Origin of the sequence: Streptococcus infantis (genome assembly GCF_021497965.1) — a bacterium.
GTDB lineage: Bacteria > Bacillota > Bacilli > Lactobacillales > Streptococcaceae > Streptococcus > Streptococcus infantis_B.
The window spans coordinates 556,652-582,251 of record NZ_CP046525.1 but is presented as its reverse complement, the minus strand read 5'-3'; the positions used below and the strand labels follow the sequence as shown (position 1 = coordinate 582,251).

General features: G+C 39.0%; 25 protein-coding genes. 1 reads left to right on the top strand and 24 read right to left on the bottom strand.

From position 1 onward, the window contains the following. Positions 1-29 precede the first annotated feature (29 nt). The 12 genes from GOM46_RS02920 to GOM46_RS02865 form a co-directional block, all read right to left on the bottom strand. A complete protein-coding gene (locus tag GOM46_RS02920; protein ID WP_235083969.1) occupies positions 30-1,403 on the bottom strand; it encodes an amino acid permease in 1,374 nt (457 codons plus the stop codon). Between the two features lie 82 nt (positions 1,404-1,485). Continuing rightward, positions 1,486-1,968, bottom strand: coding sequence for a transcription elongation factor GreA (gene greA, locus GOM46_RS02915; RefSeq protein ID WP_006150140.1), 483 nt, complete (start codon positions 1,966-1,968; stop codon positions 1,486-1,488). A gap of 76 nt (positions 1,969-2,044) precedes the next feature. Further along, positions 2,045-3,688, bottom strand: coding sequence for an endolytic transglycosylase MltG (mltG, locus tag GOM46_RS02910; RefSeq protein ID WP_235084139.1), 1,644 nt, complete (start codon positions 3,686-3,688; stop codon positions 2,045-2,047). 76 nt (positions 3,689-3,764) lie between these two features. Then, complete coding sequence (locus GOM46_RS02905) at positions 3,765-4,259, bottom strand: GNAT family N-acetyltransferase (RefSeq protein WP_235083968.1); 495 nt, start codon at positions 4,257-4,259, stop codon at positions 3,765-3,767. A gap of 8 nt (positions 4,260-4,267) precedes the next feature. After that, a complete protein-coding gene (locus GOM46_RS02900; protein ID WP_235083967.1) occupies positions 4,268-4,771 on the bottom strand; it encodes a GNAT family N-acetyltransferase in 504 nt (167 codons plus the stop codon). Positions 4,772-4,779: 8 nt separating this feature from the next. Further along, positions 4,780-6,114, bottom strand: a complete 1,335-nt coding sequence (gene murC, locus GOM46_RS02895; protein WP_016466117.1) for a UDP-N-acetylmuramate--L-alanine ligase — start codon at positions 6,112-6,114, stop codon at positions 4,780-4,782. A gap of 11 nt (positions 6,115-6,125) precedes the next feature. Continuing rightward, positions 6,126-6,719: a cystathionine gamma-synthase gene (locus GOM46_RS02890; protein ID WP_235083966.1), complete on the bottom strand. Its 594-nt coding sequence runs from the start codon at positions 6,717-6,719 to the stop codon at positions 6,126-6,128. Positions 6,720-6,765: 46 nt separating this feature from the next. Beyond that, positions 6,766-9,864 (bottom strand): DEAD/DEAH box helicase, encoded by a 3,099-nt coding sequence (locus tag GOM46_RS02885; RefSeq protein WP_235083965.1) that lies wholly within the window; start codon positions 9,862-9,864, stop codon positions 6,766-6,768. Between the two features lie 91 nt (positions 9,865-9,955). Beyond that, on the bottom strand, positions 9,956-11,122 hold the full coding sequence (locus tag GOM46_RS02880; protein ID WP_235083964.1) for a MalY/PatB family protein: 1,167 nt from the start codon (positions 11,120-11,122) through the stop codon (positions 9,956-9,958). Between the two features lie 7 nt (positions 11,123-11,129). After that, positions 11,130-12,224: a cystathionine gamma-synthase gene (locus tag GOM46_RS02875; RefSeq protein WP_235083963.1), complete on the bottom strand. Its 1,095-nt coding sequence runs from the start codon at positions 12,222-12,224 to the stop codon at positions 11,130-11,132. Positions 12,225-12,369: 145 nt separating this feature from the next. After that, positions 12,370-14,328 (bottom strand): peptide ABC transporter substrate-binding protein, encoded by a 1,959-nt coding sequence (locus GOM46_RS02870; protein ID WP_235083962.1) that lies wholly within the window; start codon positions 14,326-14,328, stop codon positions 12,370-12,372. Between the two features lie 188 nt (positions 14,329-14,516). Then, positions 14,517-16,139: a polysaccharide biosynthesis protein gene (locus GOM46_RS02865; RefSeq protein ID WP_235083961.1), complete on the bottom strand. Its 1,623-nt coding sequence runs from the start codon at positions 16,137-16,139 to the stop codon at positions 14,517-14,519. A gap of 105 nt (positions 16,140-16,244) precedes the next feature. Between GOM46_RS02865 and GOM46_RS02860 the strand changes: the two genes are divergently transcribed. Further along, positions 16,245-17,690: a UDP-N-acetylmuramoyl-L-alanyl-D-glutamate--L-lysine ligase gene (locus GOM46_RS02860; RefSeq protein ID WP_235083960.1), complete on the top strand. Its 1,446-nt coding sequence runs from the start codon at positions 16,245-16,247 to the stop codon at positions 17,688-17,690. A 34-nt stretch (positions 17,691-17,724) separates the two neighbouring features. Here GOM46_RS02860 and GOM46_RS02855 read toward each other — a convergent pair whose 3' ends face one another. The 12 genes from GOM46_RS02855 to GOM46_RS02800 all read right to left on the bottom strand — a co-directional run bounded on the left by GOM46_RS02855 (position 17,725) and on the right by GOM46_RS02800 (position 25,422). After that, the gene (locus GOM46_RS02855; RefSeq protein ID WP_235083959.1) at positions 17,725-18,375 is read right to left on the bottom strand and encodes a DUF1803 domain-containing protein; all 651 of its coding nucleotides are present in this window, start codon (positions 18,373-18,375) and stop codon (positions 17,725-17,727) included. Continuing rightward, positions 18,359-18,871, bottom strand: coding sequence for a YiiX/YebB-like N1pC/P60 family cysteine hydrolase (locus GOM46_RS02850; RefSeq protein WP_235083958.1), 513 nt, complete (start codon positions 18,869-18,871; stop codon positions 18,359-18,361). The genes GOM46_RS02855 and GOM46_RS02850 overlap by 17 nt, the downstream gene beginning before the upstream one ends. Positions 18,872-18,933: 62 nt before the next feature. Next, entirely contained in the window at positions 18,934-19,869 is a 936-nt protein-coding gene (locus GOM46_RS02845; protein WP_235083957.1) for a manganese-dependent inorganic pyrophosphatase, read from the bottom strand. 84 nt (positions 19,870-19,953) lie between these two features. Next, complete coding sequence (locus GOM46_RS02840) at positions 19,954-20,238, bottom strand: GIY-YIG nuclease family protein (protein ID WP_235083956.1); 285 nt, start codon at positions 20,236-20,238, stop codon at positions 19,954-19,956. Then, positions 20,228-20,977 (bottom strand): tRNA1(Val) (adenine(37)-N6)-methyltransferase, encoded by a 750-nt coding sequence (locus GOM46_RS02835; protein WP_235083955.1) that lies wholly within the window; start codon positions 20,975-20,977, stop codon positions 20,228-20,230. The genes GOM46_RS02840 and GOM46_RS02835 overlap by 11 nt, the downstream gene beginning before the upstream one ends. 48 nt (positions 20,978-21,025) lie before the next feature. Beyond that, positions 21,026-21,388, bottom strand: a complete 363-nt coding sequence (locus tag GOM46_RS02830) for a S1 RNA-binding domain-containing protein (protein ID WP_025169983.1) — start codon at positions 21,386-21,388, stop codon at positions 21,026-21,028. Position 21,389: 1 nt separating this feature from the next. Beyond that, entirely contained in the window at positions 21,390-22,790 is a 1,401-nt protein-coding gene (locus tag GOM46_RS02825) for a bifunctional Cof-type HAD-IIB family hydrolase/peptidylprolyl isomerase (protein ID WP_235083954.1), read from the bottom strand. 80 nt (positions 22,791-22,870) lie between these two features. Continuing rightward, positions 22,871-23,380 (bottom strand): GNAT family N-acetyltransferase, encoded by a 510-nt coding sequence (locus tag GOM46_RS02820; RefSeq protein ID WP_235083953.1) that lies wholly within the window; start codon positions 23,378-23,380, stop codon positions 22,871-22,873. 212 nt (positions 23,381-23,592) lie between these two features. Then, positions 23,593-23,832, bottom strand: coding sequence for a 30S ribosomal protein S18 (rpsR, locus tag GOM46_RS02815; RefSeq protein ID WP_000068664.1), 240 nt, complete (start codon positions 23,830-23,832; stop codon positions 23,593-23,595). Between the two features lie 32 nt (positions 23,833-23,864). Continuing rightward, entirely contained in the window at positions 23,865-24,335 is a 471-nt protein-coding gene (locus tag GOM46_RS02810; protein ID WP_235083952.1) for a single-stranded DNA-binding protein, read from the bottom strand. Between the two features lie 11 nt (positions 24,336-24,346). After that, positions 24,347-24,637, bottom strand: a complete 291-nt coding sequence (gene rpsF, locus GOM46_RS02805; protein ID WP_002896497.1) for a 30S ribosomal protein S6 — start codon at positions 24,635-24,637, stop codon at positions 24,347-24,349. A 128-nt stretch (positions 24,638-24,765) separates the two neighbouring features. Further along, positions 24,766-25,422 (bottom strand): CBS domain-containing protein, encoded by a 657-nt coding sequence (locus GOM46_RS02800; protein WP_178895253.1) that lies wholly within the window; start codon positions 25,420-25,422, stop codon positions 24,766-24,768. Positions 25,423-25,600: the final 178 nt, after the last annotated feature.

Genomic DNA, 25,600 nt, shown 5'->3' with positions numbered 1-25,600 from the left:
TCACCAACCTGAGTTGATGAGCTTCTGACTTATTTTCTAAACTTCCATTGGCTGTAAATCCCAAAAGCAACAATCCAGATTGCTGAACCTCTAGCTCCCATTACAGTTGATTCTTGTAAGAAGAGAGTTCCAAATACAAAGATAAAGAAGAGCATAGTTAAAGGATTTAGCAAGCGATATTGAGGCATGAGATAGCCATCTGCCATAAAGTCTTTAGACTTACGATACTTGAGATGGGCTACCATGATCAAGATGTAGATAGCGATATAAACACCTGATGAAGAAGCTGTAATCAAAGCAAAGGCATCTGATACGCCAGGAAGTACATTGATGAAGGCAGCAAAACCAATCAATACGGCAGAAGCAATGATTGCATTCTGAGGAACGTTGTGGCGTGAGAGAGTATCTGCCTTAATAGCCTTCAAGAAACGATTGGGTGAATCATGGGCAATTTGATACAAGTGACGACCTGTTGAGTAAAGGGTTGAATTCAAGGCTGAAGCTGCTGAAGTCAAGACAACAAAGTTAATCAAAGCAGCCGCCCACTTAAGACCAACAAGTTCAAATACCGTTACAAATGGTGAATCTGCTGCAGAAAGCTCACGCCAAGGAATAATAGACATAATAGCTAAGAGAGCTCCACCGTAGAAGAAGATAATTCGCAAAGGAATTTCCTTAACAGCCTTAGGCAATACTTTTCTTGGATCCTTAGTTTCAGATGTAGTAACACCGATAAATTCAATCATCAAGTAAGCAAAGAAAACCATCTGGAAGGCCATGACAAAGTTCATCCCACCATTTGGGAAAAGGGAGAATTGATCACTGATATTTGTCAGGCTTGCTGAACCATATGGCGTTTCAAAGCCAGTCAAGACTAGAAAGACCCCTGTTGCAATCATGGCAAGAATGGCCACGATTTTAATCATAGCAAACCAAAATTCTACTTCACCAAAGATTTTAACAGCAATCAGATTGACCAAGCCCAAAATCGTTAGAAATACAACCTGAATTAACCAAGATGGCCAGGATGGAAACCAGAACTGAACATAATGAGCGATAGCTGTTATTTCAGCCATACCGATAAAGACCACAGATAACCAATAGGACCAAACAGAGAAATATCCCCAACCTTTACCGAGATAACGAGTAATGAAATTGATAAAGGTATGTTGTTCGGGATCCTGATAAAGCATCTCACCAACTGCACGCATCATAAGATACATAAAACCACCCGTAATCATATAGACAAGGACAATCGAAGGTCCCGTTAAACTGATAGAGCGACCAGCACCTAGAAATAGACCAGTTCCGATTGTTCCCGCAATGGCCATCACCTGAACGTGACGATTGGTTAGTCCACGTTCCATTTTACTTTTCTTTTTATGTTTATTTTCTGAATTCATCTAGTCTCCTCAAGTTTTTAGAATGAAGAAAAGGAGTGACAGGAAGCGCTTTCCCTTTATCTACTCCTTCTTTTTTACCCTATTAAACTGTTTTTTCAACTTTTAAAATTTTAACGTCATAGCTTCCAGCAGGTGTTTCGATTGTAGCGATATCACCTTTTTTCTTACCAATCAAAGCTTGACCGATTGGGCTTTCGTTTGATACTTTTCCTGCGAAGGCATCTGCACCAGCTGAACCAACGATAATGTAGACTTCTTCTTCGTCTTCTCCAACTTCTTGGATAGTTACAGTTTTTCCGATAGCAACTTCATCTTGCGCAACTGCATCGCTATTCACGATTTCTGCATAACGAATTTTTGTCTCCAAGCTTGAGATTTGTCCTTCAACAAAGGCTTGTTCATCCTTGGCTGCTTCATACTCACTATTTTCTGACAAATCACCGTATGAACGAGCAATCTTGATACGTTCTACGACTTCAGGACGACGCACTAATTTTAATTCTTCTAATTCTTTTTCTAGTTTTTCCTTTTCTTCCAATGTCATTGGATAAGTTTTTTCTACCATTTTTCTCAACTTTCTTTTAATTTTTTAAATACATTTTACTTTTTTAAAGCAAAATTATGTGGAGAACCACATAATTTTAGTTTGTGCTATTTGATTGAGGTAATTTACTATTGATGTGTTCTTGAACGTTACGATCATGTTCTTCTCGTGTCGTTGCATAGTAAACTTTACCATCTTGAACATTGGCCACAAAGTAGAGATAATCACTCTTTGTTTGATTGATACTTGCTTCGATAGCATCTAAGCTTGGACTATCAACTGGTCCAGGCATTAGACCTACTTTTGTATAGACATTGTAAGGTGAATCAATAGAAGTATCAATAGCTGCATCATCAGCAAGACTGATATTTTGACCAAGTTTACCTTCTGCATAAAGAATAGCAATATTACTTTGAAGCGGCATATTTTGGTTCAAGCGATTGTAGAAAATTCCAGCAATCAACTTACGATCCTCTGTTTTTGCTCCTTCTTTCTCAACAAGTGATGCGATTGTTAAGAGCTCATTAACAGTTAAGTTCTTTTCCTTGATAGCTGCATAGTGTGGAGAGAGGTTCTTGTCCATTGCTGCAAGCATGTTATCAATTAAGCTTTCAATTGTAGTGCTTTCTTTGATGGTATATGTTGCAGGGAAAAGATATCCTTCTAGGCGATAACGGACACCGCTATCTTTAGCTGGTAAGCTTTCAAGTAAGTTTGGATATTTAGCAACCGCTTGAGCAATAAAGGTTTCATCTTGAACCTTAGCTAGGAATGCTTCCGCTGTCAAAGGTTCTTTAAAGTCACCTTGAAGTTGACCAACTGTCTGAGCAATCTGTTCCAAAGTATAACCTTCAGGGATCGTTAATTCTGCAAGAGTAGGCTCTTGAGGTTCAGGAGTACCACCCTTTTGTAATTCTTTGATCACATCCTCAACACTCATGCTCTTTTGCAAGTTGTAATAACCAGACTTCAATTCAGTGTAGTTTTTATACTTGGCATATAGTGCAAAGACCAAACCATTTTTAATAACACCTGAATTTTCCAAAGCTGAACCAATTTGTTGCGTATTGGCTCCATCTGGAATCTGAACAGTCACATATTGCTTAGAATTTGGATCTACTGGTTGAAGGGCTGATTTAGCATAACGAAGACCAAAGAATCCACCAACACCGGATAGGATTAGCAATACTAATACTGTTACTAAACATCCTTTAAAGCGGGATTTTTTCTTTTTCTTGGTTGGTTTCACAGACTCTCTTCGACTTCTTCTAGAACGTTCTGTAGCTTCAGTTTCAACATCTGCATGATTTTCATTTGCGAGCTCTTCTTTGCTAGATGCAAAGCTCACAGCTTCAGTTTCTTCTGGTGAAGTATCTTGCGTTTTGTAAGAAACTGAAACCCTAGTTGGAATCGAATGTTTTTCTTCTTTTTCTGAGATTGTTTGAGGTGACTCAACTACCTCTTCTGGAGTTTCTTCTGTAACAGTTGAACGTGGAGGAACAACTGGTGCATTATCAATTAACTGATCTACAGCTGAAATTGATTTTGCAATTAATTCTTCTTCAGAAATACTTGGTTCTTTTTTTTCTGGAGTTGATTTAGAAGAATCTGCTAAAGCTGAAAAGAGGTCATCAGTTTGTTCTGCCTCATTTGCCTCTTTTTTAAGTCGTTCTAAATCGCGTAAAATTTGCTCTTTAAAACTTAACTTTTCTTCTTCATTTGAATTTTCGCTCAAAGGTATTTACCTCCTTGTTGATAATCCTTAATATTATATCTTAAAAACTAGAGAAAAGCAACCTTATGAGCTTTTCTCACTACTAATTCCCATTTTCCCAGACCATATCATACCATTCTTCTCCCGCAAATTGGGACTTGGACTTACCTTCATTTACAAAACCATGCTTTTCATAGTATTCAATGAGGTAGTCGTGGCAGGTAAGATTGATCCCCTCACGTTCATGCTTGAGAGCCACTTCCTTTAAGGCAGTTAAGAGTTTTCTCCCAAGCCCCAAGGATTGAGCTTTCTTTGTAACAGACAGACATGTCACAGATATATACCCACCTTCTTGATGACTGTGATCTTCTATTTCTTCTGTAAAGGATTGGTCCTGCAAATAGCGATGAGGGACTACTGGCCCTTCAATATAACCGAGAATCTCACCTTCTTTTTCTGCAACTAAAAAACTAGTTTTAATCTCCTTTAAATGTGCTTCAAAAACAGAGCGAGGTATGGCTTCTTCAATTGAGAAATTCTCTAATTCAATTTCCAAAATACGATCTAAGTCACTAAGTCTAGCTTGTCGAATAATCATAATTCCTCCTAGTAAAAAGGATTTCTCCAACACATAAGAAAGGCAACTTCACTGCTCCTTTCCCCTTCTACAATTCCTTGTTCCAGAAACCCATTCATTTCAAAGTAGGAAAGCAACTCATCTTTACAGAGCAAATAAATAGCTGGACTATTTTTCTGACAGGCAACTTCCTTAAGACTTGCAAGTAACAAGGTTCCAAAACCTTGTTTCTGAAAGTCTGGATGTACGGATATCTCTTCAAGGATGATTGCGTTATCTCGCCTAAAACCTTCCTTACTAATAGTTACTATCCATTTGTCTAAAGAGTCGTTCGTGAGAATCGTCGCTGAGATATAAGCAATCCCTTGCTCATTCAGACTAGCTAAGAGAAACGTATCCGCAAAATTGCGGATACGTTCTTCTAATATTTCTCGAGTCAATATATCTTGGGAATTCTGGCTACTCTCTTGTATCAAACAAATTTGCTCAATATCTGAAAACTGAGCTTCCCTGATGTTGATTGAAAACTCCATATTTTTCCTTACTGAACATTGCTTGTCAAATTAGACAAAAGACGTTCAAATGAATATTCGTAGGTTTGGATATCGCCAGCTCCCATGAAGACATAGACAGCATTGTCATGGTCTAGGAGAGGAGATACATTTTCAACTGTGATAACTTGATGTTTTTTATGAATCTTGTTTGCTAAATCTTCAACCTTGACATCACCATGGTCAACTTCACGAGCTGAACCATAGATTTGTGCAAGGTAAACTGCATCTGCTTGATTCAAGGCTTGGGCAAAATCATCCAACAAGGCAATTGTACGAGTAAAGGTGTGTGGTTGGAAGATAGCGACGATTTCCTTGCTTGGATATTTTTGACGTGCAGCATCAAGAGTCGCTACGATTTCAGTTGGATGGTGAGCAAAATCATCGATGATAACAGTGTCATTGACAATCTTTTCTGTAAAGCGACGTTTCACTCCTCCAAAAGTCTTCAAGTGTTCACGCACTAAATTCAAGTCAAAACCAGCAGTATAAAGCAAACCAATCACAGCTGTTGCATTCATGATGTTGTGGCGACCAAAAGTTGGAATGTGGAATTGACCCAACTCTTGACCACGGAAGTGAACTGTGAAAGTTGAACCTGTAGTAGAACGAAGCAAGTCGCTTGCTACAAAGTCATTATTTTCTGCTTCAAATCCGTAATAGTAAATTGGAGCATTAGCCGTAATCTTACGCAATTCTGCATCTTCACCGTAAACAAACAAACCTTTAGTAATTTGTTTAGCATAATCATTAAAGGCATTGAAGACATCCTCTAAACTTGTGAAATAGTCTGGATGGTCAAAGTCGATGTTGGTAATGATAGAGTATTCTGGGTGATATGGCATGAAATGACGTTCGTACTCGTCTGATTCAAAGACAAAATACTTGGCATTTTCAGAGCCACGACCTGTACCATCTCCAATTAGATAGCTAGTGTCAGTAATGTGTGACAAAACATGTGAAAGCATACCAGTCGTTGAAGTCTTACCATGTGCTCCAGCAACTCCCATGCTGATAAAGTCACGCATAAAGCTACCAAGAAACTCATGATAACGTTTATAGCTTAGACCATTCTTGTCTGCATAGGCAATTTCAACGTTGTTATCTGGACGAAAGGCATTCCCAGCAATGATTTCTAAATCACCCTGAAGATTTTTCTCATCGAAAGGTAAAATTTTAATCCCTGCTTGCTCCAATCCACGTTGTGTAAAGTAATATTTCTCAACGTCAGATCCTTGGACCTTATGCCCCATTTGATGCAACATCAAAGCCAAGGCACTCATCCCTGATCCTTTAATTCCGATAAAATGATAGGTTTTTGCCATCTTTTTCCCCTTTACTCTGTCATAGTTGTCAAGTTTAATTCTTGAGCAATTTTACGTTCTTTTTCTGTTTGATTTTCTTTCTTGTTATAGATTTGGCTTTTCTTTAGAAAATCATAGTTATTTTTCTTTGGTCCCAGATGCTGTTCTTTGGTAGTTTGCTGTATCTGAGGAGCCATTTCCGCCAAAATATAATGGCGCTGAGTTAGTTTATCACTATATTTTGTAAGCTCACCAGGATTTTCCTTTTGAAAAGGAGCTGTCGGCTGGTTCGCCTGTCTTACTACAGTATTTGAAGGTTTATGACGTTTTGCAAAACTAACATCTTGCGTCAAATACTTTGCTGAACGTTTACGTTTCAAATCAGCTCTAGCTTCCTCACGAGCAAGTTCAGCGTAAGATTTTTCCTTTTGCTCAGTCAGTTTCTCTGGCGCCTTAGTCGGTGACTTTTTTTCAGTAGTAATTGGCGACCATTCCAAGTAGTTTTTATCTTGGTAGTCCCCTTTAATATTACTAATCAAATCCGACTCATCATATAAATTCATAAATGGCATCTCTGTCAGCATGATCTCATCATCTGACACTATTGGAAATCGTTCTTGCTTCATTTTTATTTCCTTTCAATACTCCATTATAGCGTAAAGTCTTGATTTTTCAAGTCCTGACTTGTGAAATTCCTAATATTTCTTGAATTTCAGTAAGTGTCAGACTACCACGAGATTCTGTTCCGTCTAAGACTTCTGAAACCAGATTTTTTTTCTCTTCCTGTAACTCTTGAATTTTCTCTTCGATTGTTCCACGAGTTACTAGGCGATAAACTTCAACAGCTTGTTCTTGTCCCATGCGATGAGCCCTACCAATAGCCTGTGATTCGACTGCTGGATTCCACCATAAGTCGACCAGAATAACTGTGTCAGCACCAGTAAGATTGAGACCAACTCCACCAGCTTTTAGAGAAATCAAAAATACATCGCGCTCTCCTTGGTTAAAGGCCTTGGTCATTTCTTGGCGGTCCTGTGAAGGAGTTGAACCTGTAATTTTAAAAGATGTCAAGCCAAGCTGTGGCAACTCCTCTTCTATGCGGTCCAACATTCCCCTAAATTGAGAGAAGATAAGTACACGATGATTTCCTTCAGCAATCTGACTCAGCAAATCTCGTAAACTATCAAGTTTCCCGCTATCTCCCTTGTAATCCTCTATAAATAAGGCTGGAGTATCACAAATCTGGCGGAGACGCATGAGGCCTGTTAAAATTTCGACACGATTTCGTTGAAATTCTGCAGCTGTCACATGCTCTATACGTTCTTGCATCTGTTGCAGTTGAGCTAGATAGATGGCCTTTTGCTGATCTTCCAGTTCATTTTTATAAACGACTTCTATCAGGTCAGGCAATTCAGTTAGGACTTCTTCTTTTTTACGACGCATGACAAATGGTTTGATAAACTGAGCCACTCTCTCAGCCGGTAATTTCATAAAGTCTTTTTTTGCTGGTAAAAGTCCTGGCAAGACTATTTGAAAAATAGACCACAATTCGCCAATGTTATTTTCAATCGGTGTTCCAGATAGAGCAAAAACTGATGGTACCACAAACTTTCTCAACGTTTTCGCAATTTTAGTCTGGGCATTTTTCATCACCTGGGCTTCATCTAGAAATAGAAAGTCAAAAGATAAATCCTGATAAATCTCGCTATCTTGCCTGAAAGTAGCATAACTAGTCACATAAATCTGATGTTTTTCTGCTAAAATAGTCTCGCGATAAGGCTTCAATCCATGCACAACAACTACATCCAAATTTGGTGCAAATTTTTGAAACTCATCGGCCCAATTATAGATGAGACCCGATGGAGCAAGAATCAAGACACGGCTATTCTCCTGAAGCTGGCTACTCAGAAAGGCAATAGCTTGCAAGGTCTTACCAAGTCCCATATCATCCGCTAAAATCCCACCAAATCCATAATGGTGAAGCATTTGAAGCCATTGAATCCCCTTTTTCTGATAATCTCTGAGATCAGCTTTTATATTTAGAGGTGTCATCGGAAAATCCTCTGGATGCGTCAAATCGTGTGCAAAATGCTTAAATTCTTCGGTAAATGTTACTTGGTCTTGATCCTTAAAAAGATGAGAAAGGGTATAAGCCAAAGATTTCCGTGCATGGAAAGTATCACTCTCCATCTCGTCAATCCCCAAATCCTCTAAATCTTGTCGAATGCCTTTTGTCTGTTCATCAAAATAATAGACCTGATTAGACGAGCTAATATAATAGTCCTGTTTGGCAACCAGAGCCTTCATCGCTCGATTGATTTCTTCTTGATCTATATCCTGAAAATCAAATTGAATTTCTAGAAGACTTCCCTTGGACGAGATGTGGACTTGAGGTTTCTGAACTCGATAAAGCTCCTGCAAACTCTCAGAAATCTTTAATTCTCCAAGCACCGCAAAGGCTGGCAAAATTTCCTGAAAGAAAGTATGAACTGCATCAGCTTTCAAACTTTGACGCCATGAGCGAAAATCCGCTTCAAATCCAGCAGATAAAGCCAACTGAAAAATCTGTTTTTCTAGTTGAATATCACTCGCAAAAGGGAGGTTCTCTAGTTCATTGCGATTGGTTACTAGGTATTTCTCATACTGAAACTGCATATCCAAACGAATAGAACCATCCTCTTCTCGTTCCATGTAGAAAGACGGGCGGAAAGATTGAATTTGAAGCGACTCAGGAGCCTCTACTTTTCCGAGCTCTTTAAACTGGGACAAGGTCGAAGCTAAGAGATCTCGATCACTACTATCAAACTGTAAAATCTTCCTACCACTATGATCTAAAGGAACTTTTCTAAGAGCATCTAATAAACTAGCCTGTTTTTTCGTCATCAGGAAAAAATTCCCCTTGGAGAATAATACTTGTCCTCTGTAAAAGAAATTAAGCCCTGCCTGTTCGAAAATTTCCATTTCAAAATAGTTGGATTTTTCTTCAATTCTAAATGAAAATAAACCTGTTTGGCCATCAAAGTCTTGGAAGAGAAGATGATGATAACTCGAAAGTTGGTGGTCAAACTGAAAGGCATCTAAGCCCATCAGTAGACTAGCCCCCTGCTCAAAAAAGGTTTTAGGGAAATAGAGATGTCGCCCTTGATTTGGAAAAAAAATATTGTAGTCAATCTTCTCTTCAACCAAACCTAATAAGAAATTCAAAACTTCTTGACTGGCTTTATCAAATTGTTCAAGTTTTAATGAAGACTCATAATGCTTCCCTATCATGTAAGGTTTGGAAAACTCTATGACTTTTAAGAAAAGAGGGATATCCCTAATCACATAAAACTTTTCTTGCTTAGAAAGACCAATTCTTAAGGTCCAGATAATACGATTAGTTCCTGCTTCTACCTGCCCCTGAGCAGAAAGTTGATAGAGGTCAGACTGACTAGGTGCTTGGATAGACTTTAAGAATTCTCCTCCGAAAGTCACTTGTGTCTCAACAGTTTCCTTTTCTTCCTGATTAGCCTCCAGATTGAGCAAGATTTCTTGTCCTAGTTGTTCATTTTTCAAGTAATATTCTAGAGCTGCTAAGTGAACACAGTAACCTCTTTTTTTGAAAAAAGCACAGGTACAAAAAATCAAATCGTCATCCAAACTATAGCGAATTTCTTCATCCGCTACACGCGCATAGATGCGATGGTCTTGTTTTTTGATGATTTCAATCTGACCAGTTTCGTAGAGTTCTACTCCCTCCATTCGAAGCTTTCCTGGAATCAATTTAGCCATAGTTTCCCCTTTACTTTATCTCTTAATTATACCATATTTCTGCCTATGAAAATAGCCTTCTAGGAAGACTTTTCTCCTAAAAGGCTAGTTTTTAATGATTTGAAAAAGTGGCAATGATTCGTTGGCAAACTTCTTCCAACACAGATGTCGGCATGGCTACATTCAAGCGAGCGTGAAGGGCTCCTTCCTCACCAAAGTCCAAGCCCCTATTCAGGATAACCTTGGCTTCGTCTCTCAAGAGTTTTCTTAGTTCTTCATCGCTAATATCATAGGCTGAAAAATCAAGCCAAATAAGATAGGTCCCTTGAGGTTTCATGACCTTGATTTTAGTTTCTTTACCAAACAAATCGACTACATAATTAATGTGCTTCTCGATTAGTTCTTTGAGTTCTGTCAACCAATCTTCACCATAGCGATAGGCAGCTTCTGTTGCTAAGTATCCTAATCCTGAAATTTCATGTTGATTATTCGCAAGCTGGCGTTTTTGGAAAGCAAGTCTCAACTTAGGATTTTCGATAATAGCGTAGGAATTCTTGGTTCCTGCAATATTGAAAGTTTTGGTAGCACTACTTAAAATCAGTGAAAATTCTTTGAAGTCTTTATTTACCGTGTTGAATGACTGGTGTTTATGTCCAAACAAGGCCAAGTCTTGGTGAATCTCATCTGAAACTAGCAAGACTCCATGTTTTTGACACAGTTGTCCAATCTTCTCTAAGACTTCCTTCTCCCAAACACGTCCACCAGGATTATGAGGATTGCAGAGAACATAGAGTTTCACTTCCTCTTCGACAAAATCTTTCTCCAATTGATCAAAGTCAATTTCAAAAAGTCCGTCTTTTTCTACTAGAGAGTTGGTGATTAGTCTACGATTATTGAGCTTAATACTGCGAGCAAAAGGAGGATAAACCGGTGTGTTAATGAGGACTGCTTCACCTTCCTTGGTGAAAGCTTGAATGGCTGTTGAAATGGCAGGTACTACTCCTTCGATAAAGACTAGAGCATCCTTATCAAAGCGATATCCATGATGTTTTTCCTCCCAGTTTTGAACAGCTTCAATCAACCCATCACTAGCATAGGTATAGCCATAGACTAATTGCTCAGCGTAGTCATGAACAGTCTGACGAATCTCAGGTAACACTTCAAAGTCCATATCAGCAATCCAGGCTGGCAATACTTCTCGGTCATTCTCTGCTTCTTTCCATTTGTAGGTATGATGTCCAAAACGATTGGGCAAGGTCGTAAAATCATATTTTCCCATAGTTTTATCATCCTTCCAAGGCTTGACGCAAGTCTTCAATCAAATCTCTAACATCCTCAATACCAATAGACAAGCGCAAGAGATCGTCTGTTAGACCATAAGAATGACGAACCTTTGCAGGAATGTCAGCATGGGTTTGAGTAGTTGGGTATGTAATCAGACTTTCAACCCCACCTAAACTTTCAGCAAAAGAGAATACTTTCAAGGTATTTAAGATATGAGGAATACGCTTCTCATCTGCTACTTTAAATGAAATCATCCCCCCACGTCCTGTATACAAGACTTCTTTGACAGCAGGCGATTGTTCTAGAAAGGCTACGATTTCTTGAGCATTGGCTGTTGAGCGCTCCATACGAAGTGACAAAGTTTTAAGCCCACGAATCAATTGATAACTATCAAATGGTGATAAAACAGCCCCTGTCGTGTTGAGATTGTAAAAGAGTTTTTCGTATAAATCAGCACTATCTGTCACAACTACACCAGCTAGAACATCATTATGTCCTGCAAGGTATTTTGTCGCTGAATGAAGGACGATATCTGCCCCGTATTCAATTGGACGTTGATAGATTGGACTGTAGAAGGTATTGTCCACGACAACTTTAGCACCCTTAGCATGAGCTAATGTTGACAATTTTTCAATATCAAATTCCAACATCAAAGGGTTGGTTGGTGTTTCAATATAGAGTACATCCACATCCTTTTCTAGCTCAGCAATCAACTCTTCTTCTGTGTTTGCATAGGTAAAATGGAAGCGACCTTCCTGTTCCACTTGATTGAACCAGCGGAAAGAACCACCGTAAAGGTCACGGACAGCCAAAACCTTGCTTCCTACTGGGAAGACACTAAAGGCAAGTACAATGGCAGACATACCTGAACTAGTCGCTAAAGCATACTTGGCTGATTCAATAGCTGCCAAGACTTCCTCTGCCTTACTACGAGTTGGGTTTTTAGTGCGAGTATAGTCAAATCCAGTGGATTGACCAAATTCTGGATGCTGATAAGTCGTTGAAAAGTGAATTGGGGTTACCAAAGCTCCTGTTGCCTCATCAGACTTGATACCTGCTTGTGCTAAAATTGTGTTAATGTGAAATGATTTACTCATACAATACCTCCAAATCTATAGTAACTATTGTACCACTTATTTTGTATCCTTCGTTTTCTTGTTTTCAAGAGCTAGTTATAGTTTCAAACTATATAAAAACGATAGCTTCCTGAGAAACTATCGTTTTTCCTGTTGAATAGACTGATTATTTAACGTGTTTTGCTAATTCTTCTTGGGCTTTTTTATTAGATTCTTCTTTTTCTTTCAGCCATTTTTGTCTAGCTTCTTCATACTCAGCTGTTGTCACAATCTTATCTTGTAACTTAACGTATTTGTAAGACTCAACACCCTTGTTACCCGCTTGAGAGAAAGCAGCAGAGAATGGAACTGTTTTTCTGATTCCTGGTGTTCCACCAAGAGATACGCTTGGAAGCGTGAGAGAGCTATCCACTAACCAAGCTTGTGCTTCAGCGTATTTGTCATAACGTTTGTTCAAATCTTGTTCAGCATTGGCTTCTTCTAGCATCTTAGTGTAGGTATCCAAGCCAACCGCAGTTGCTTTAGCATTACTTTCACCAGGTTCTAAGCCAAGGTTTTGCAATGAACCACCATTTGTAAGGTTAAGGGTATCAAGATAGGTTGATGGATCCTGGTAGTCAGGACTCCAACCACCATTGTAGAGGTCATAGTCTTTTTGAGCCGCTGTATTGGCAAGGTAACCGATGCTATCCATTTCTTCAGTGCTCAACATTTGAATATCGATGACGACATTATCTGCACCCAAGACAGACTCGATAGATTGTTTGAAGGAACTTGCCTCTTGGACACCCTTCTTATATGATTGGTCTACTGGCAAGTCTAGGTGAATAGGGAATTGTACGCCTTTAGCTTCCAATTCTTTTTTGGCTTGTGCAAAAGCTTCTTTAGCCTTATCAGCATTATAGTAGGCATCTTGTGCATCTGCAAAGTTCACATTTTTCCATACTTGGCCGTAGTTAACCATCTTAGAAGCTACGACATCACCAAAATCTTTACCATCAAGTGTTACAAATGAAGGTGGAACGAGCAAATTTCTGATGATCTTTGTTGCTCCCTCTTCCCCTTGTGACTGAGCACCATAAGCTGTACGGTCATAGGCAAAGTTAATGGCTTGACGGAATGATTTGTTTAAGACTGCTTCTTGTTGGGCTGTCTTTTCAGCATCTGTCGTTTTTGATGTATGGTTATATGATTTTCTATCTAGGTTAAAGTTAAAGTAGAAAGAAGTCGCAGTTTGCATACTATAGATGATATTATCCTTGTATTTCTCTTGCACACCTGCAAAACTTGAACTATTTGGATAGAGACGGGCAAAACTATAGACACCTTCGCTAAAGTTACGAACAAGCGCATCTTGGTCGCTTCCATCATAGTAAGTCAACTTGACATCATCTACAAATACATTTTTTGCATCCCAATAGTTTGGATTTTTCTTGTATTCAAGTACAGATTTCGAAGTGAATGATTTGAGAATAAATGGACCATTATACAAGATGTTTGCTGGATCCACCTTACCAAAATCATCCCCTTTTGAGTTCAAGAAATCAGAATTTACTGGGAACAGAATAGTTGCAGTTGTTTTTGAATTCCAATAAGGTTCTGGTTGAGTCAAAGTATATTGAACAGTCTGGTCGTCAATAGCTTTTACTCCAACTGTTGAAAAGTCTGTAGTTTTTCCGCTAACATAGTCTGCCAAACCAGCAACAGAATCTTGCACTAGATACAAGGCTTCTGAATTTTTATCCGCAGCATACTTCAATCCTGTCACAAAATCTTGTGCTGTCACTGGTGCATACTCTTCACCATCTGCTGTATACCATTTGGCGTCCTTACGAAGTTTGTAAGTATAAGTCAAACCATCTTTGGAAACAGTCCAATCTTCTGCCAATGAAGGAATGTAGTTCCCGTATTGATCATTTTCCATCAAACCATCAACCAAGTTTGTCACAACATCACCTGTTGTTGCACGGTTTTCTAGGAGATAGTTAAGACTTGAGGGGTCATTACCATATACATAATTATATGTCTTTGTAGAACTAGCTGAGTTGCTACAAGCCGCCAATAGCAGACCGGCACTTAGGGCAACGCCTGCTAGCGTCAGATATTTTGCCTTAGACTTTTTCATAAACAGAACCTCCAAATTTAAATTTTTGTATCATTATACAGCTATTGTTTTTTTTAGTCAAGTCTTATGCTCTAAAAATTTATTTTTTTCTACATTTTTTATATTTTTTTGTATTTTTTCAAGAAAAAAAGAACAATTTAGACCTTTTTACGTAAAAAGTTCAAATCGTTCGTTTTATTTATTAAATATTATGATAATTTTAAGCGCGCTCGTAACTGGTCCGCTTTTGCCTGACCAATAACCTTATCCAAGAGTCGAGTATATAGACTCATGACTCCATAGAGCCCACCACCTATTACACCGATTAGAGCGACATAGATGAAACTCCAGAAGCGTCCAGTTGGTTGGAAGACAAAGCCGATAATCCATTGCAAGAATCCAACCAGAATAAACATGACTAAAGTTAAAATAGTGACTAAGATTGTTCTCTTCAAGATAATCTTTCGGCGAGCACCTGTAATCTGACAGATTTCACGGTACATTAAAACAATTGGGATGATGAGACCGATGGTCGTTGAAATTAATGGTCCATAACTGTGGAAAATCGCTATTGATGGTACTTGTAAAACGATCTTAGCAAGCGAACCATAGATAAAATATAGAACTGCCTTACGGTTACGGAACATAGCCTGAAGCATTGGAGACAAGACCATGTACAAACCTAGGATTGTTGACTGCAAGACTGCAAAGACAAACAATCCCAAAGCCAAACTATCAGGTTTACCGTAAAAGACTGTATAGAGGGGTTCCCCTACCATGACTACTCCAACCGTTGCAGGTAGTAGGAATAAGAAGAGCATGGTAATACTATCTTGCACCAACCGAGAAGCTGCTGGTAAATCACCCTTGACATAGTTCTCGGTCAAGAGGGGCAAACCAACGCTACCGATTGATACTCCTACGGAAATCAAAATCATGGTGATTTTATTAGGATTGGCAGAGAAATAAGAAAACATGACAACCAAATCTTCATTACTATAGTTGGTAAACCACTTCATGCTATTAATAAAGGTCATTTGGTCCAAGATTTGGAAAAGTTGAATAGCTGAACCTGTTATGATAAAAGGAATAGCTTCCTTAATCGTATCAACCAGCAGACTCTTACTATCAATCTTATCTCGAGTTTCAAATACTTTTTGAAGCAACCCTTCCTTGTAAAGGAAATAAAGTAAGACAGCGAAGCTAGCTACCATTCCCACAAAGGCTGCAAAGGTAGATTGGGTAACTGCTGATAGATAATCTTTTGAACCTAGCTTCATGATGATAAAGGTCGCTAAGAGCATCCAAATAACACGGATAACCTGCTCAGCGATTTGGCTCATAGCATAAGGCTTGAGATTATTCATCCCTTGGAAAAATCCACGGATAACACTCATAGATGGGAAAATCAAGACCGCCCACGCTAAACTTTGCATAATTGGAATTAAGTCCTTACCGACTCCGGAAAGGTCCGCCAACCAAGGTGCAAAGAGGTATAAGATCAAGGCAAAGGCAAGTCCTAGCACAGTCATAAAGCCCAAGAAACTTCGAATCAGGGCAAAACTATGCTCTTCTTCTTGCATGGTATTGTATTTAGCAACCTGCTTAGCTACAGCCACCGGGATACCTGCTGTCGAAATCAACAAGAACCAGGCGTAAATATTATAACCCATGGTAAAGAGGCCGTTAGCCGTTGCAGCATAAGTACCCATCCAGATATACCAGGGAATAATGTAAATAGCTCCGAGCAGGCGACTGATAAAGTTACTTGCTGTTAGCCAGGCAGTCCCTCGTAACATCTGGGCCTGCTGATGATTATTTTCGTTTGACATAACTTCCTCATTCATTTTTAATAACTAGGAAATGTTCCTTATCTTCCATTATAAACTTTTCCTTGTTACTTGTAAAATTCAGACTTTCAGTTTACAATAGAAAGTATGATAAAGATTGAAACCGTATTAGATATTTTGAAGAAAGATAGTCTCTTCCGCGAGATTATTGACCAAGGACATTACCATTATTATCACAATGATGTCGTTTTTGATAGCATCTGCTACGATAGCCGAAAAGCTCAAGAAAATAGTCTCTTTTTTGTCAAAGGAGCAGCCTTCAAAAAAGAATTTCTCCTTTCAGCAATTGCACAAGGTCTTGGTTGGTATGTAGCAGAACAGGACTATGAAGTCGGTATTCCCGTTATTGTCGTTAGCGATATTAAGAAAGCCATGAGTTTGATTGCCATGGAGTTTTATGGCAACCCTCAAGAGAAATTAAAATTACTTGCTTTCACTGGGACTAAAGGAAAAACAACGGCAGCTTACTTTGCTTATAACATCTTAAATCAAGAATATCGTCCAGCTATGTTGTCAACCATGAACACGACTTTGGACGGTAAGACTTTCTTTAAATCTGCTCTAACAACTCCTGAAAGCATTGATCTCTTTGAGATGATGGCCCAGGCAGTTGATAATGGAAGAACTCATCTTATTATGGAAGTATCCAGCCAAGCCTACTTGGTGAAACGGGTTTACGGCCTGACTTTCGATGTAGGAGTTTTCCTCAACATTAGCCCTGACCATATTGGTCCTATTGAGCATCCGACCTTTGAAGATTATTTCTATCACAAGCGTCTCTTGATGAAAAATAGTCGAGCAGTTGTCATTAATAGCGATATGGATCACTTCTCTGTTCTGAAAGAACAAGTTGAGAACCAAGACCATGACTTCTACGGTAGCCAATCAAGTAATCAAATTGAAAACTCTAAAGCCTTTAGCTTCTCAGCTACTGGTAAATTAGCTGGAGACTATGACATCCAGTTGATTGGGCACTTCAACCAAGAAAATGCTGTCGCTGCAGGACTTGCCTGTCTTCGTCTAGGTGCTAGTCTTGAAGACATCAAAAAAGGGATTGCGACTACTCGCGTACCTGGTCGTATGGAAGTTCTCACTCAGAAAAATGGTGCAAAAGTTTTCATCGACTACGCCCACAATGGTGACAGTCTTAAAAAACTTATTTCTGTCGTTGAAACTCATCAAACTGGAAAGATTGCTTTAGTCCTTGGTTCGACTGGAAACAAGGGAGAAAGCCGTCGTAAGGACTTTGGACTTCTCCTCGATCAACATCCTGAAATTCAAGTCTTTCTAACAGCTGATGATCCAAACTACGAAGATCCAATGGATATTGCAGATGAAATCAGTAGCTATATCCATCATCCAGTTGAAAAGATTGTCGATCGCGAGCAAGCTATCAAGGCTGCTATGTCTGTTACAAGTCAAGAACTGGACGCTGTGATTATCGCTGGTAAAGGAGCTGATTGCTACCAAATTGTCCAAGGCAAAAAGGAAGACTATCCTGGAGATGCAACTATCGCAGAACGTTATCTATAATAAATTAAAAGAAGGCTAGGAAATTTCCTAGCCTTTATCTTTTTATAAAGATGAAGCGTTCTTTATCAAATTCCACAGCCAACTCATATTTCCCATCTACATTTTGAACGATGTAGCCTAACAAAACTAAACTATCGACAAAGATATCACGACGTTTCTGCATAAGCTGGTCTTTTTTGAGAAATTTAAGCAAGAATGTTGTCATATACTTAAGGGCATACTCAGGATTGACATCCCCCAAAACAGCATAGAGTTTCTGCTGATCTTCTGTCAGCGGATACTGGTGCTTAACCTTATAAAAGTAATTAGACAAGGTCATCTTTTCCCTAGCAAAATCCGTATACTCTTCCAGTATAGCTGCATTGGTTTGATTGCGCAATTCAGTCTGAAAATCTTTCTCCAATATTTCTTGATAGATGGGACTATCATCTCTTACAAAGACTTCCTGGTCTAGTTCAATAGAATTTGTAGATTCTAGAAATGGGAGATTGAGATAATAGCGTTTGTTTTCTCGAAGGATGAAACCAGCTTTAATATATTCTTCCAAGTGCTTGTCAACTGCAACCCCTGGAAACTGAGCCTTGATTTCACGAAGAATAACATCATCATGCTGATCAAGATAGTCAACCAAATCTCTAAAGAATGGTTGTCGTGTCAAACGAGATGGATTAAAAATCTGAATCATAAAGATTCCTTTCTTTACAAACTAAAAGTGGTGATGTTGCTAATTGACTCGGATTAGTGCCAGGCTGATTCAGAGGTACAGGGAGTCCTAGTTCTCTATAATATTCACTCCAGAAATCACTGATTTCCTGTGTATCATCCCCAAACTTCATAGGAATGGTCTCAAAAATAGGTAGAATGTCTGCAATAAATTGAGAGCAATAGAAACCATCCCCATCTGGGTAAAAGGAAACATTATAGGGTGCACCCAAGTGGCTCTCTACCCGCTTTTTGACTTCTGTACAATCAATCTCCGCATAGTGATAAAGGTCATAGACCTTCTCAGCTTCAAAGAAATCTTCAGGGGATTGGACAATGACACCACCTTCCGTAGTTGCATGATAGATGAAACCGTCTAAAAAAATGGCCACATGGCTATAGTTGCCAGTAGATTCCTGGATGGCTTGCCCTATATCCGAACTATCTTTCACTAAGATTAAATCACCATTTTCTAACATACTTCTCTCCTAGCAAAAAAGGAGTCGAAACTCCTTTTAACGATGGGTTTCCCCACCTATCATTATGCATTAAAGCTTTCAGTCAATTGTGGTACCACTTGTTTCTTACGTGAAACGGCACCTGGAAGGAAAGCGTGGTTGTTTTCAAGTTTGAAGTTGAAAGCTGCTTCAACTTTGTCCATGTTGGCACCAAGAGCCAAAATTTCTGAGTTTGAGTTGACGATGTCTGTAATCATCAAAACAAAGTCAGAGTATCCGTTAGCTGCATTTGTGGCTTGGATAGCTGCTTCGATTTCAGCTTGGCGTTCCAAAACTTCCGCAATATCAACTGTGTTCACTTGAGCCACACGAACGTTGTTTCCGTTCAATTCAAAAGTCTTGGCATCGATGTCAATTAATTCTTCTGCTGATTTGCTTGCTAAGTTTGTACCAGCCTTGAGCATTGCAAGACCGTATTCTTCCAAGTTAACACCAGCCAATTCAGCCAATTCAGGTGCAATCACTTTATCAGATGGGTGGGTAGTTGGAGATTTCAAAAGAAGGGTATCTGAAATCAAACCTGAAAGCATCAAACCTGCGATTTCTTTTGGCACTGTTACACCATGTTCTTTGAACATGCGGTATACGATAGAAGATGCTGATCCAACTGGCTCCAAGCGCATATAAAGTGGGCTCGCCGTTTCAAAGTTAGCCACACGGTGGTGGTCCACAACACCATAAACTTCTACTTCAGCGATATCTGATACTGATTGTTGGAATTCATTGTGGTCCGTTAAGATGACTTGCTCTGCACCTTCTGCTTTAACTGATGTAATCACGCGTGGTGCTTCCACACCAAAATAGTCCAATACGAAAGCTGTTTCTTCATTTGGAGTACCTAGAGCCACTGCTTCAGTATCCAAACCATAAGCTTCTTTTGCAAGATAAGCAAAGGCTACAGATGAACCGATAGCATCTGAATCTGGATTTTGGTGACCAAATACTAGAATCTTAGACATGATAATACCTCGTTTCTTTATTCTCTTTATTGTAGCATTTTTTTCAATTTTTGACAAAAATAAGAGGAGTCAAATGACTCCTCGCTACATGTCAAAAGTATCGACTAAATTTCTATTTTGATACTCTTTGAGATAATGTTCTTTTTGCATACGTGTCTTGCGCTTGAAAAGAGCTTCAGCAGACATGGCCTCTTCCTTACTATCAAAACCTTCTACATAGATAAGTGTTACCGGCAAACGAGCTCGTGTATACTTGGCACCTTTACCACTATTGTGGACAGCAACTCGTTTCTTCACATCTGTTGTATAGCCTGTATAGTAGGAACCATCACGGCACTCAACCACATACATATAAGCCTTATGATCCATAATAAATCTCTTGAATTTCTGGTGTGTAGGAACCATCACTATTATGAACAATGAGTGGTGGTAAAACCTTAAAGCCACTAGTGGAGCCGTCTTTGATAGCCTCAATCAAAAGCATATTGGCTTCCTTTTCCCGTTTAGGGTAGACAAATTGCAGCCGCTTTGGAGCTAAATTGTGTTGTTGAAGGGTTTCTAAAATATCTAACAAACGATCAGGACGATGAACCATGGCTAGACGCCCGTTAGATTTGAGTATACTTTGGGCACTACGACAAATTTCTTTTAGATTGGTCGTAATTTCGTGCCGAGCCAATAAGTAGTGTTCGCTTTCGTTCAGATTAGAATTTGCGTCCACCTTAAAATAGGGAGGGTTGCACAAAATCAAATCGACCTTGCTCCCCTGAATGTAGCTAGGCATATTTTTCAAATCATCACAAATAACCTGCATCTGCTCTTCTAAGCCATTTAAACGAACCGACCGTTCAGCCATATCAGCTAGGCGTTCTTGGATTTCTACAGAGAGAATTTTAGCCTTGGTACGACTACTGGCAAATAGTCCAACAGCTCCATTACCTGCACAGAAATCCACTATCAACCCATTTTTAGGAAAACGAGGAAAACGAGACAGGAGAACACTATCCACTGAATAGCTGAAAACCTCTCTATTTTGAATAATCTTGATATCTGTAGAGAAGAGTTGGTTAATGCGCTCTCCTGATTTTAATAATTGTTCTTCGTTCATACTTCTATTGCCACAAATTAAATAACATCAAAGATGGTTAGAAATTTATCAATTACTGTTTTTCTTTAAATGCTCCAAGGCTTCTCGAGTCCAAATAGGCATCATGCGACCAAGCGGTGCAAAACCATGTTTGATGCGGTCATTCGAAAAACGTCTTCGTCTAGGAAGTTGATGTTTTTCTTCTTCCAAGGTACGAATGGAAAGGCTAGCCTTTCCTGTATATTCGTCAAAATCTACTACCTGTACCTGGACTTCATCACCGATTTTTAAAACTTCGTAAATATTTTCGATAAATCCTGTCCGAATCTCTGAGATATGAATCAGTCCTGTCACTCCTGTTTCTAACTCAACAAAAGCTCCATAGGGCTGAATCCCAGTAATACGGCCATTTAGCTTATCACCGATTTTCATTTTAGTCCTCAATTTCAATAGTTTCAATGACTACGTCGTCAACTGGCTTGTCCATTGCACCTGTTTCGACACCTGCAATTGCATCCAGAACTTCATAAGAAGCTTCATCCGCAAGTTGACCAAATACTGTGTGACGACGGTCTAGGTGAGGAGTTCCACCTTGTTCAGCATAAATTTCCGCAATTGGTTCTGGCCAGCCACCACGAGCAATTTCTTTCTTAGAATATGGCAAGTGTTGGTTCTGTACGATAAAGAACTGGCTACCATTTGTATTTGGTCCAGCATTTGCCATAGAAAGAGCTCCGCGAACATTGTAAAGCTCTTCTGAAAATTCATCTTCAAATGACTCACCATAGATAGACTCGCCACCCATACCAGTACCAGTTGGGTCTCCACCTTGAATCATAAAGTCTTTAATAATACGGTGAAAAATGACACCGTCATAGTAACCATCTTTTGATAGAGCAATAAAGTTGGCTACTGTTTTTGGTGCATGCTCAGGGAAAAGCTTAATGCGCATATCTCCGTGATTTGTTTTAATAGTCGCAATTGGACCATCTACTGCTTCAATGTCTACTTGTGGAAAATGTAATTCTTTTTCTACCATACCAAATCCTTCTAAGGCATCAAAAATGCCATCTTCTTCTAATGTTTTTGTAGTATAATCTGCTTTTTCTTTGATTTTCTCATGAGATATTCCCATAGCAACACTAATACCTGCATAATCAAAGAGTTCTAAATCGTTAAGTTCGTCTCCAAAAACCATGACGTTTTCAGGTTTTAAACCTAATTGGTCAACTACCTTGGCAACTCCAGCTGCTTTTGAACCGGAAATCGGCACAACATCTGATGAATGTTCATGCCAACGAACTAGACGTAAAGTCGATGCTAAACTTTCAGGCAACGTCAAGTCATCTCCCTGATCCTCAAATGACCACATCTGATAAATATCTTCTTTTTGGTAAAAATCAGGGTCCACCTCTAAATCAGGATAAATCGGGTCAATCGCCTGGCTAATCATTTCTGTTCGTCTAGATAGTTTAGCCTCATGACTACCAACTAAACCGTAGTCAATCCCAACCTCCTTAGTCCAAGCAATATACTCTTCAACCTTATCTCTAGCAATTTTATTACTATATATGACATTGCCCTTTTTGTCCTCAATATAAGCACCATTCAAGGTCACAAAAAAATCTGGCTTAAGTTCCTGAATCTCTGGCACAACACCAAATATGCCTCGACCAGTCGCAATTCCTGTCAAGATTCCCTTCTCGCGTAATTGTTGAAACACTGTTGGAATAGTGCTTGGAATAAAGCCAGTCTTTGAATTTCGTAAAGTATCATCTATATCAAAAAAGATAATCTTAATCTTCTTAGCCTTGTATCTTAACTTGGCATCCATTGTAAGACCTCCTTTAATTCACTCTTTCCATTATACCATAAAGTAGGCAAATCCCACATCTCCAATAAAGTCCTTTTCTCTTATCCGAATTCCTTTACTAGATACAAAACCAAATCATCATTATTTTGGCTAGTTGCATTCATTTCCAAGGGTTGATTTCGATACCAGACACCTGTCCCATCTGGAATATAACCTCGTTTGATGTACAATCTCTGAGCAGGTCCATAACCTGAGTGGAGCCCAACACCAAGCGTAACCTTATCCGATACGAGTTTAACTCGTTTTTCCGCTTCTTCCATCAAGAGATTTCCAATACCTTGATTTTGAAAAAGCTCAAAGACATTGAAATCTGATAATTCTGGATAGATTTCTGCAAAAGGACCATGTTTAGCAGAAGGCAAAATGGTAATGTAGCCCGCTACAGCACTCTCAACCTCTGCAACTAAGACTTCTCTCTCCCCACTTTCTTGCTCCTTAAAGTATCGAGTTAAATTATCCTCTCTACCAGGCCAACCCTGATTGATAAAACCTTGGGACAGGTGTTGGATATCCGATTCAATCATTTTTCTAATAATAGCGTTTCCCTTCATAAGATACTCCTTTAAAAATTCCTACTATCATTATAGCACCTTTATAGAGAAAAAAAGGAAACAGCCGGGCCTTGACTCGCTGAACTCATGAAAAAGAGGTCCCCTGGACCTAAAAAAAGACTCGTTGGGGTCTTAATTCGCTTTCTTATTTTCAAGCTCATGAAAAAGAGGTCCACCCGGTCCTGAAAAAAAGACCCATAAGGGTCTTTTCTTTAATCTTCGTTTACGAAAGGCATCAAAGCCATTACGCGAGCGCGTTTGATAGCTGTTGTTACTTTACGTTGGTTTTTAGCTGAAGTTCCAGTTACACGACGTGGAAGGATTTTCCCACGTTCTGAAACGAAACGGCTAAGAAGCTCAGTATCTTTGTAATCAACATATTCAATTTTGTTTGCTGCGATGTAATCAACTTTTTTACGGCGTTTGAATCCGCCACGACGTTGTTGAGCCATGTTTTTCTCTCCTTTATAGTATTAATTGTCCATTAGAATGGTAAATCATCGTCTGAAATATCCAATGGATTTGTTGTTCCAAATGGATTTTCATCACGTGAAAAGTCAGGTGCTGATTGTGTAGGTGATGAATAGTTTGAACTTGGTGCAGAATGAGTTCCACCAGTTTGACCTTCACGTACGCTACGGCTTTCCAACATTTGGAAATTCTCAGCTACGACTTCAGTCACGTAGACACGTTGTCCTTGCTGGTTATCGTAACTACGAGTCTGAATACGACCTGTCACCCCAATAAGTGAGCCTTTTTTAGCCCAGTTAGCAAGGTTTTCAGCCTGTTGGCGCCACATGACGACATTGATAAAATCAGCTTCACGTTCACCATTTTGACTCTTAAATGTACGGTTTACTGCAAGAGTAAAAGTAGCTACTGCTACATTTGATGGGGTATAACGCAACTCAGCGTCACGTACCATACGCCCTACAAGTACAACATTGTTAATCATAATCTACCTTCTTACGCGTCAAGTTTGACGATCATGTGACGAAGAATGTCAGCGTTGATTTTTGACAAACGGTCAAACTCTTTAAGAGCTGCGTCATCGTTTGCTTCAACGTTAACGATGTGGTAAAGTCCTTCACGGAAATCTTGGATTTCGTATGCAAGACGACGTTTTTCCCAATCTTTTGATTCAACAACAGTTGCACCGTTGTCAGTCAAGATAGAGTCAAAACGTGCTACCAAAGCGTTTTTCGCTTCTTCTTCAATGTTTGGACGAATGATATAAAGAATTTCGTATTTAGCCATTGATATGTTCCTCCTTTTGGTCTAATGACCCCAAGTCTTTGCATGGGGTAAGTGAGGTTTGCTCACAATAAACTATTATACTAGAAAAAAATTTTTTTCGCAAGTATAAAACAATGATAGTTTATTTTTTAGAGTTTTTTTGCTGCAGTTTTGGTAATTTCATCTACGAAAATATTCTCTTCTTCAAATTTCTTCTTCAAGGAACTAAGATCAACCGTTCCCTCAATTTGGACTTCGATAACAATCTTACCATCTTTACGTGGAATATTAACAGTATGAGAAATATTAAGATTTTCCTCAACGATTAAAGAAACAATCTTACCGAGTACCCCAACTTCATTTTCTGTGATAAAACGAACACGGATTCCCTCTTCACCATAACCAGCAATTTCAAGAAAGGCTCCGAATACATCTCGATCTGTTATAACGCCATACAATTGACCGTTATCAACAACTGGTAAGATACCAATCTTATTTTTCAACATGAGATAGGTTGCATCTTCCAAACTAGCATATCCTGAAACAGTAACAACATCACGAATCATGACATCTTTTACCTTTGTCTTGTTAAGCAAGTAGTTCATCTCAAAGATTGAAAGACTAGTTGCTTTTGATGGACTAGCTTCAGCAATTGTTCCTTCTGTCACCAATCCTACTAATTTATCATTTTCAATAACAGGAAGACGGTGCAAGCCTTGTTCACGCATTAAATCTGCTGCATGCGCAACAGTTGTATCAGGACTAATATAAACGACCTTACGAGTCATAAAATCTTTAACTGCCATAGGAAATCTCCTTTATGTTTATAGTTTTATTATACACTTTTTACGGAAAGCTATCAAACGCTTTCATCTCTTTTTCAAGATTCAGAAAAATCTGGTGAACTTTACGAAAAAGAGCTCCACCTAAGAGCTCTTAATCATTTACTTATGTGGATTCTATGGTTGCTTTGCAATCTCTATC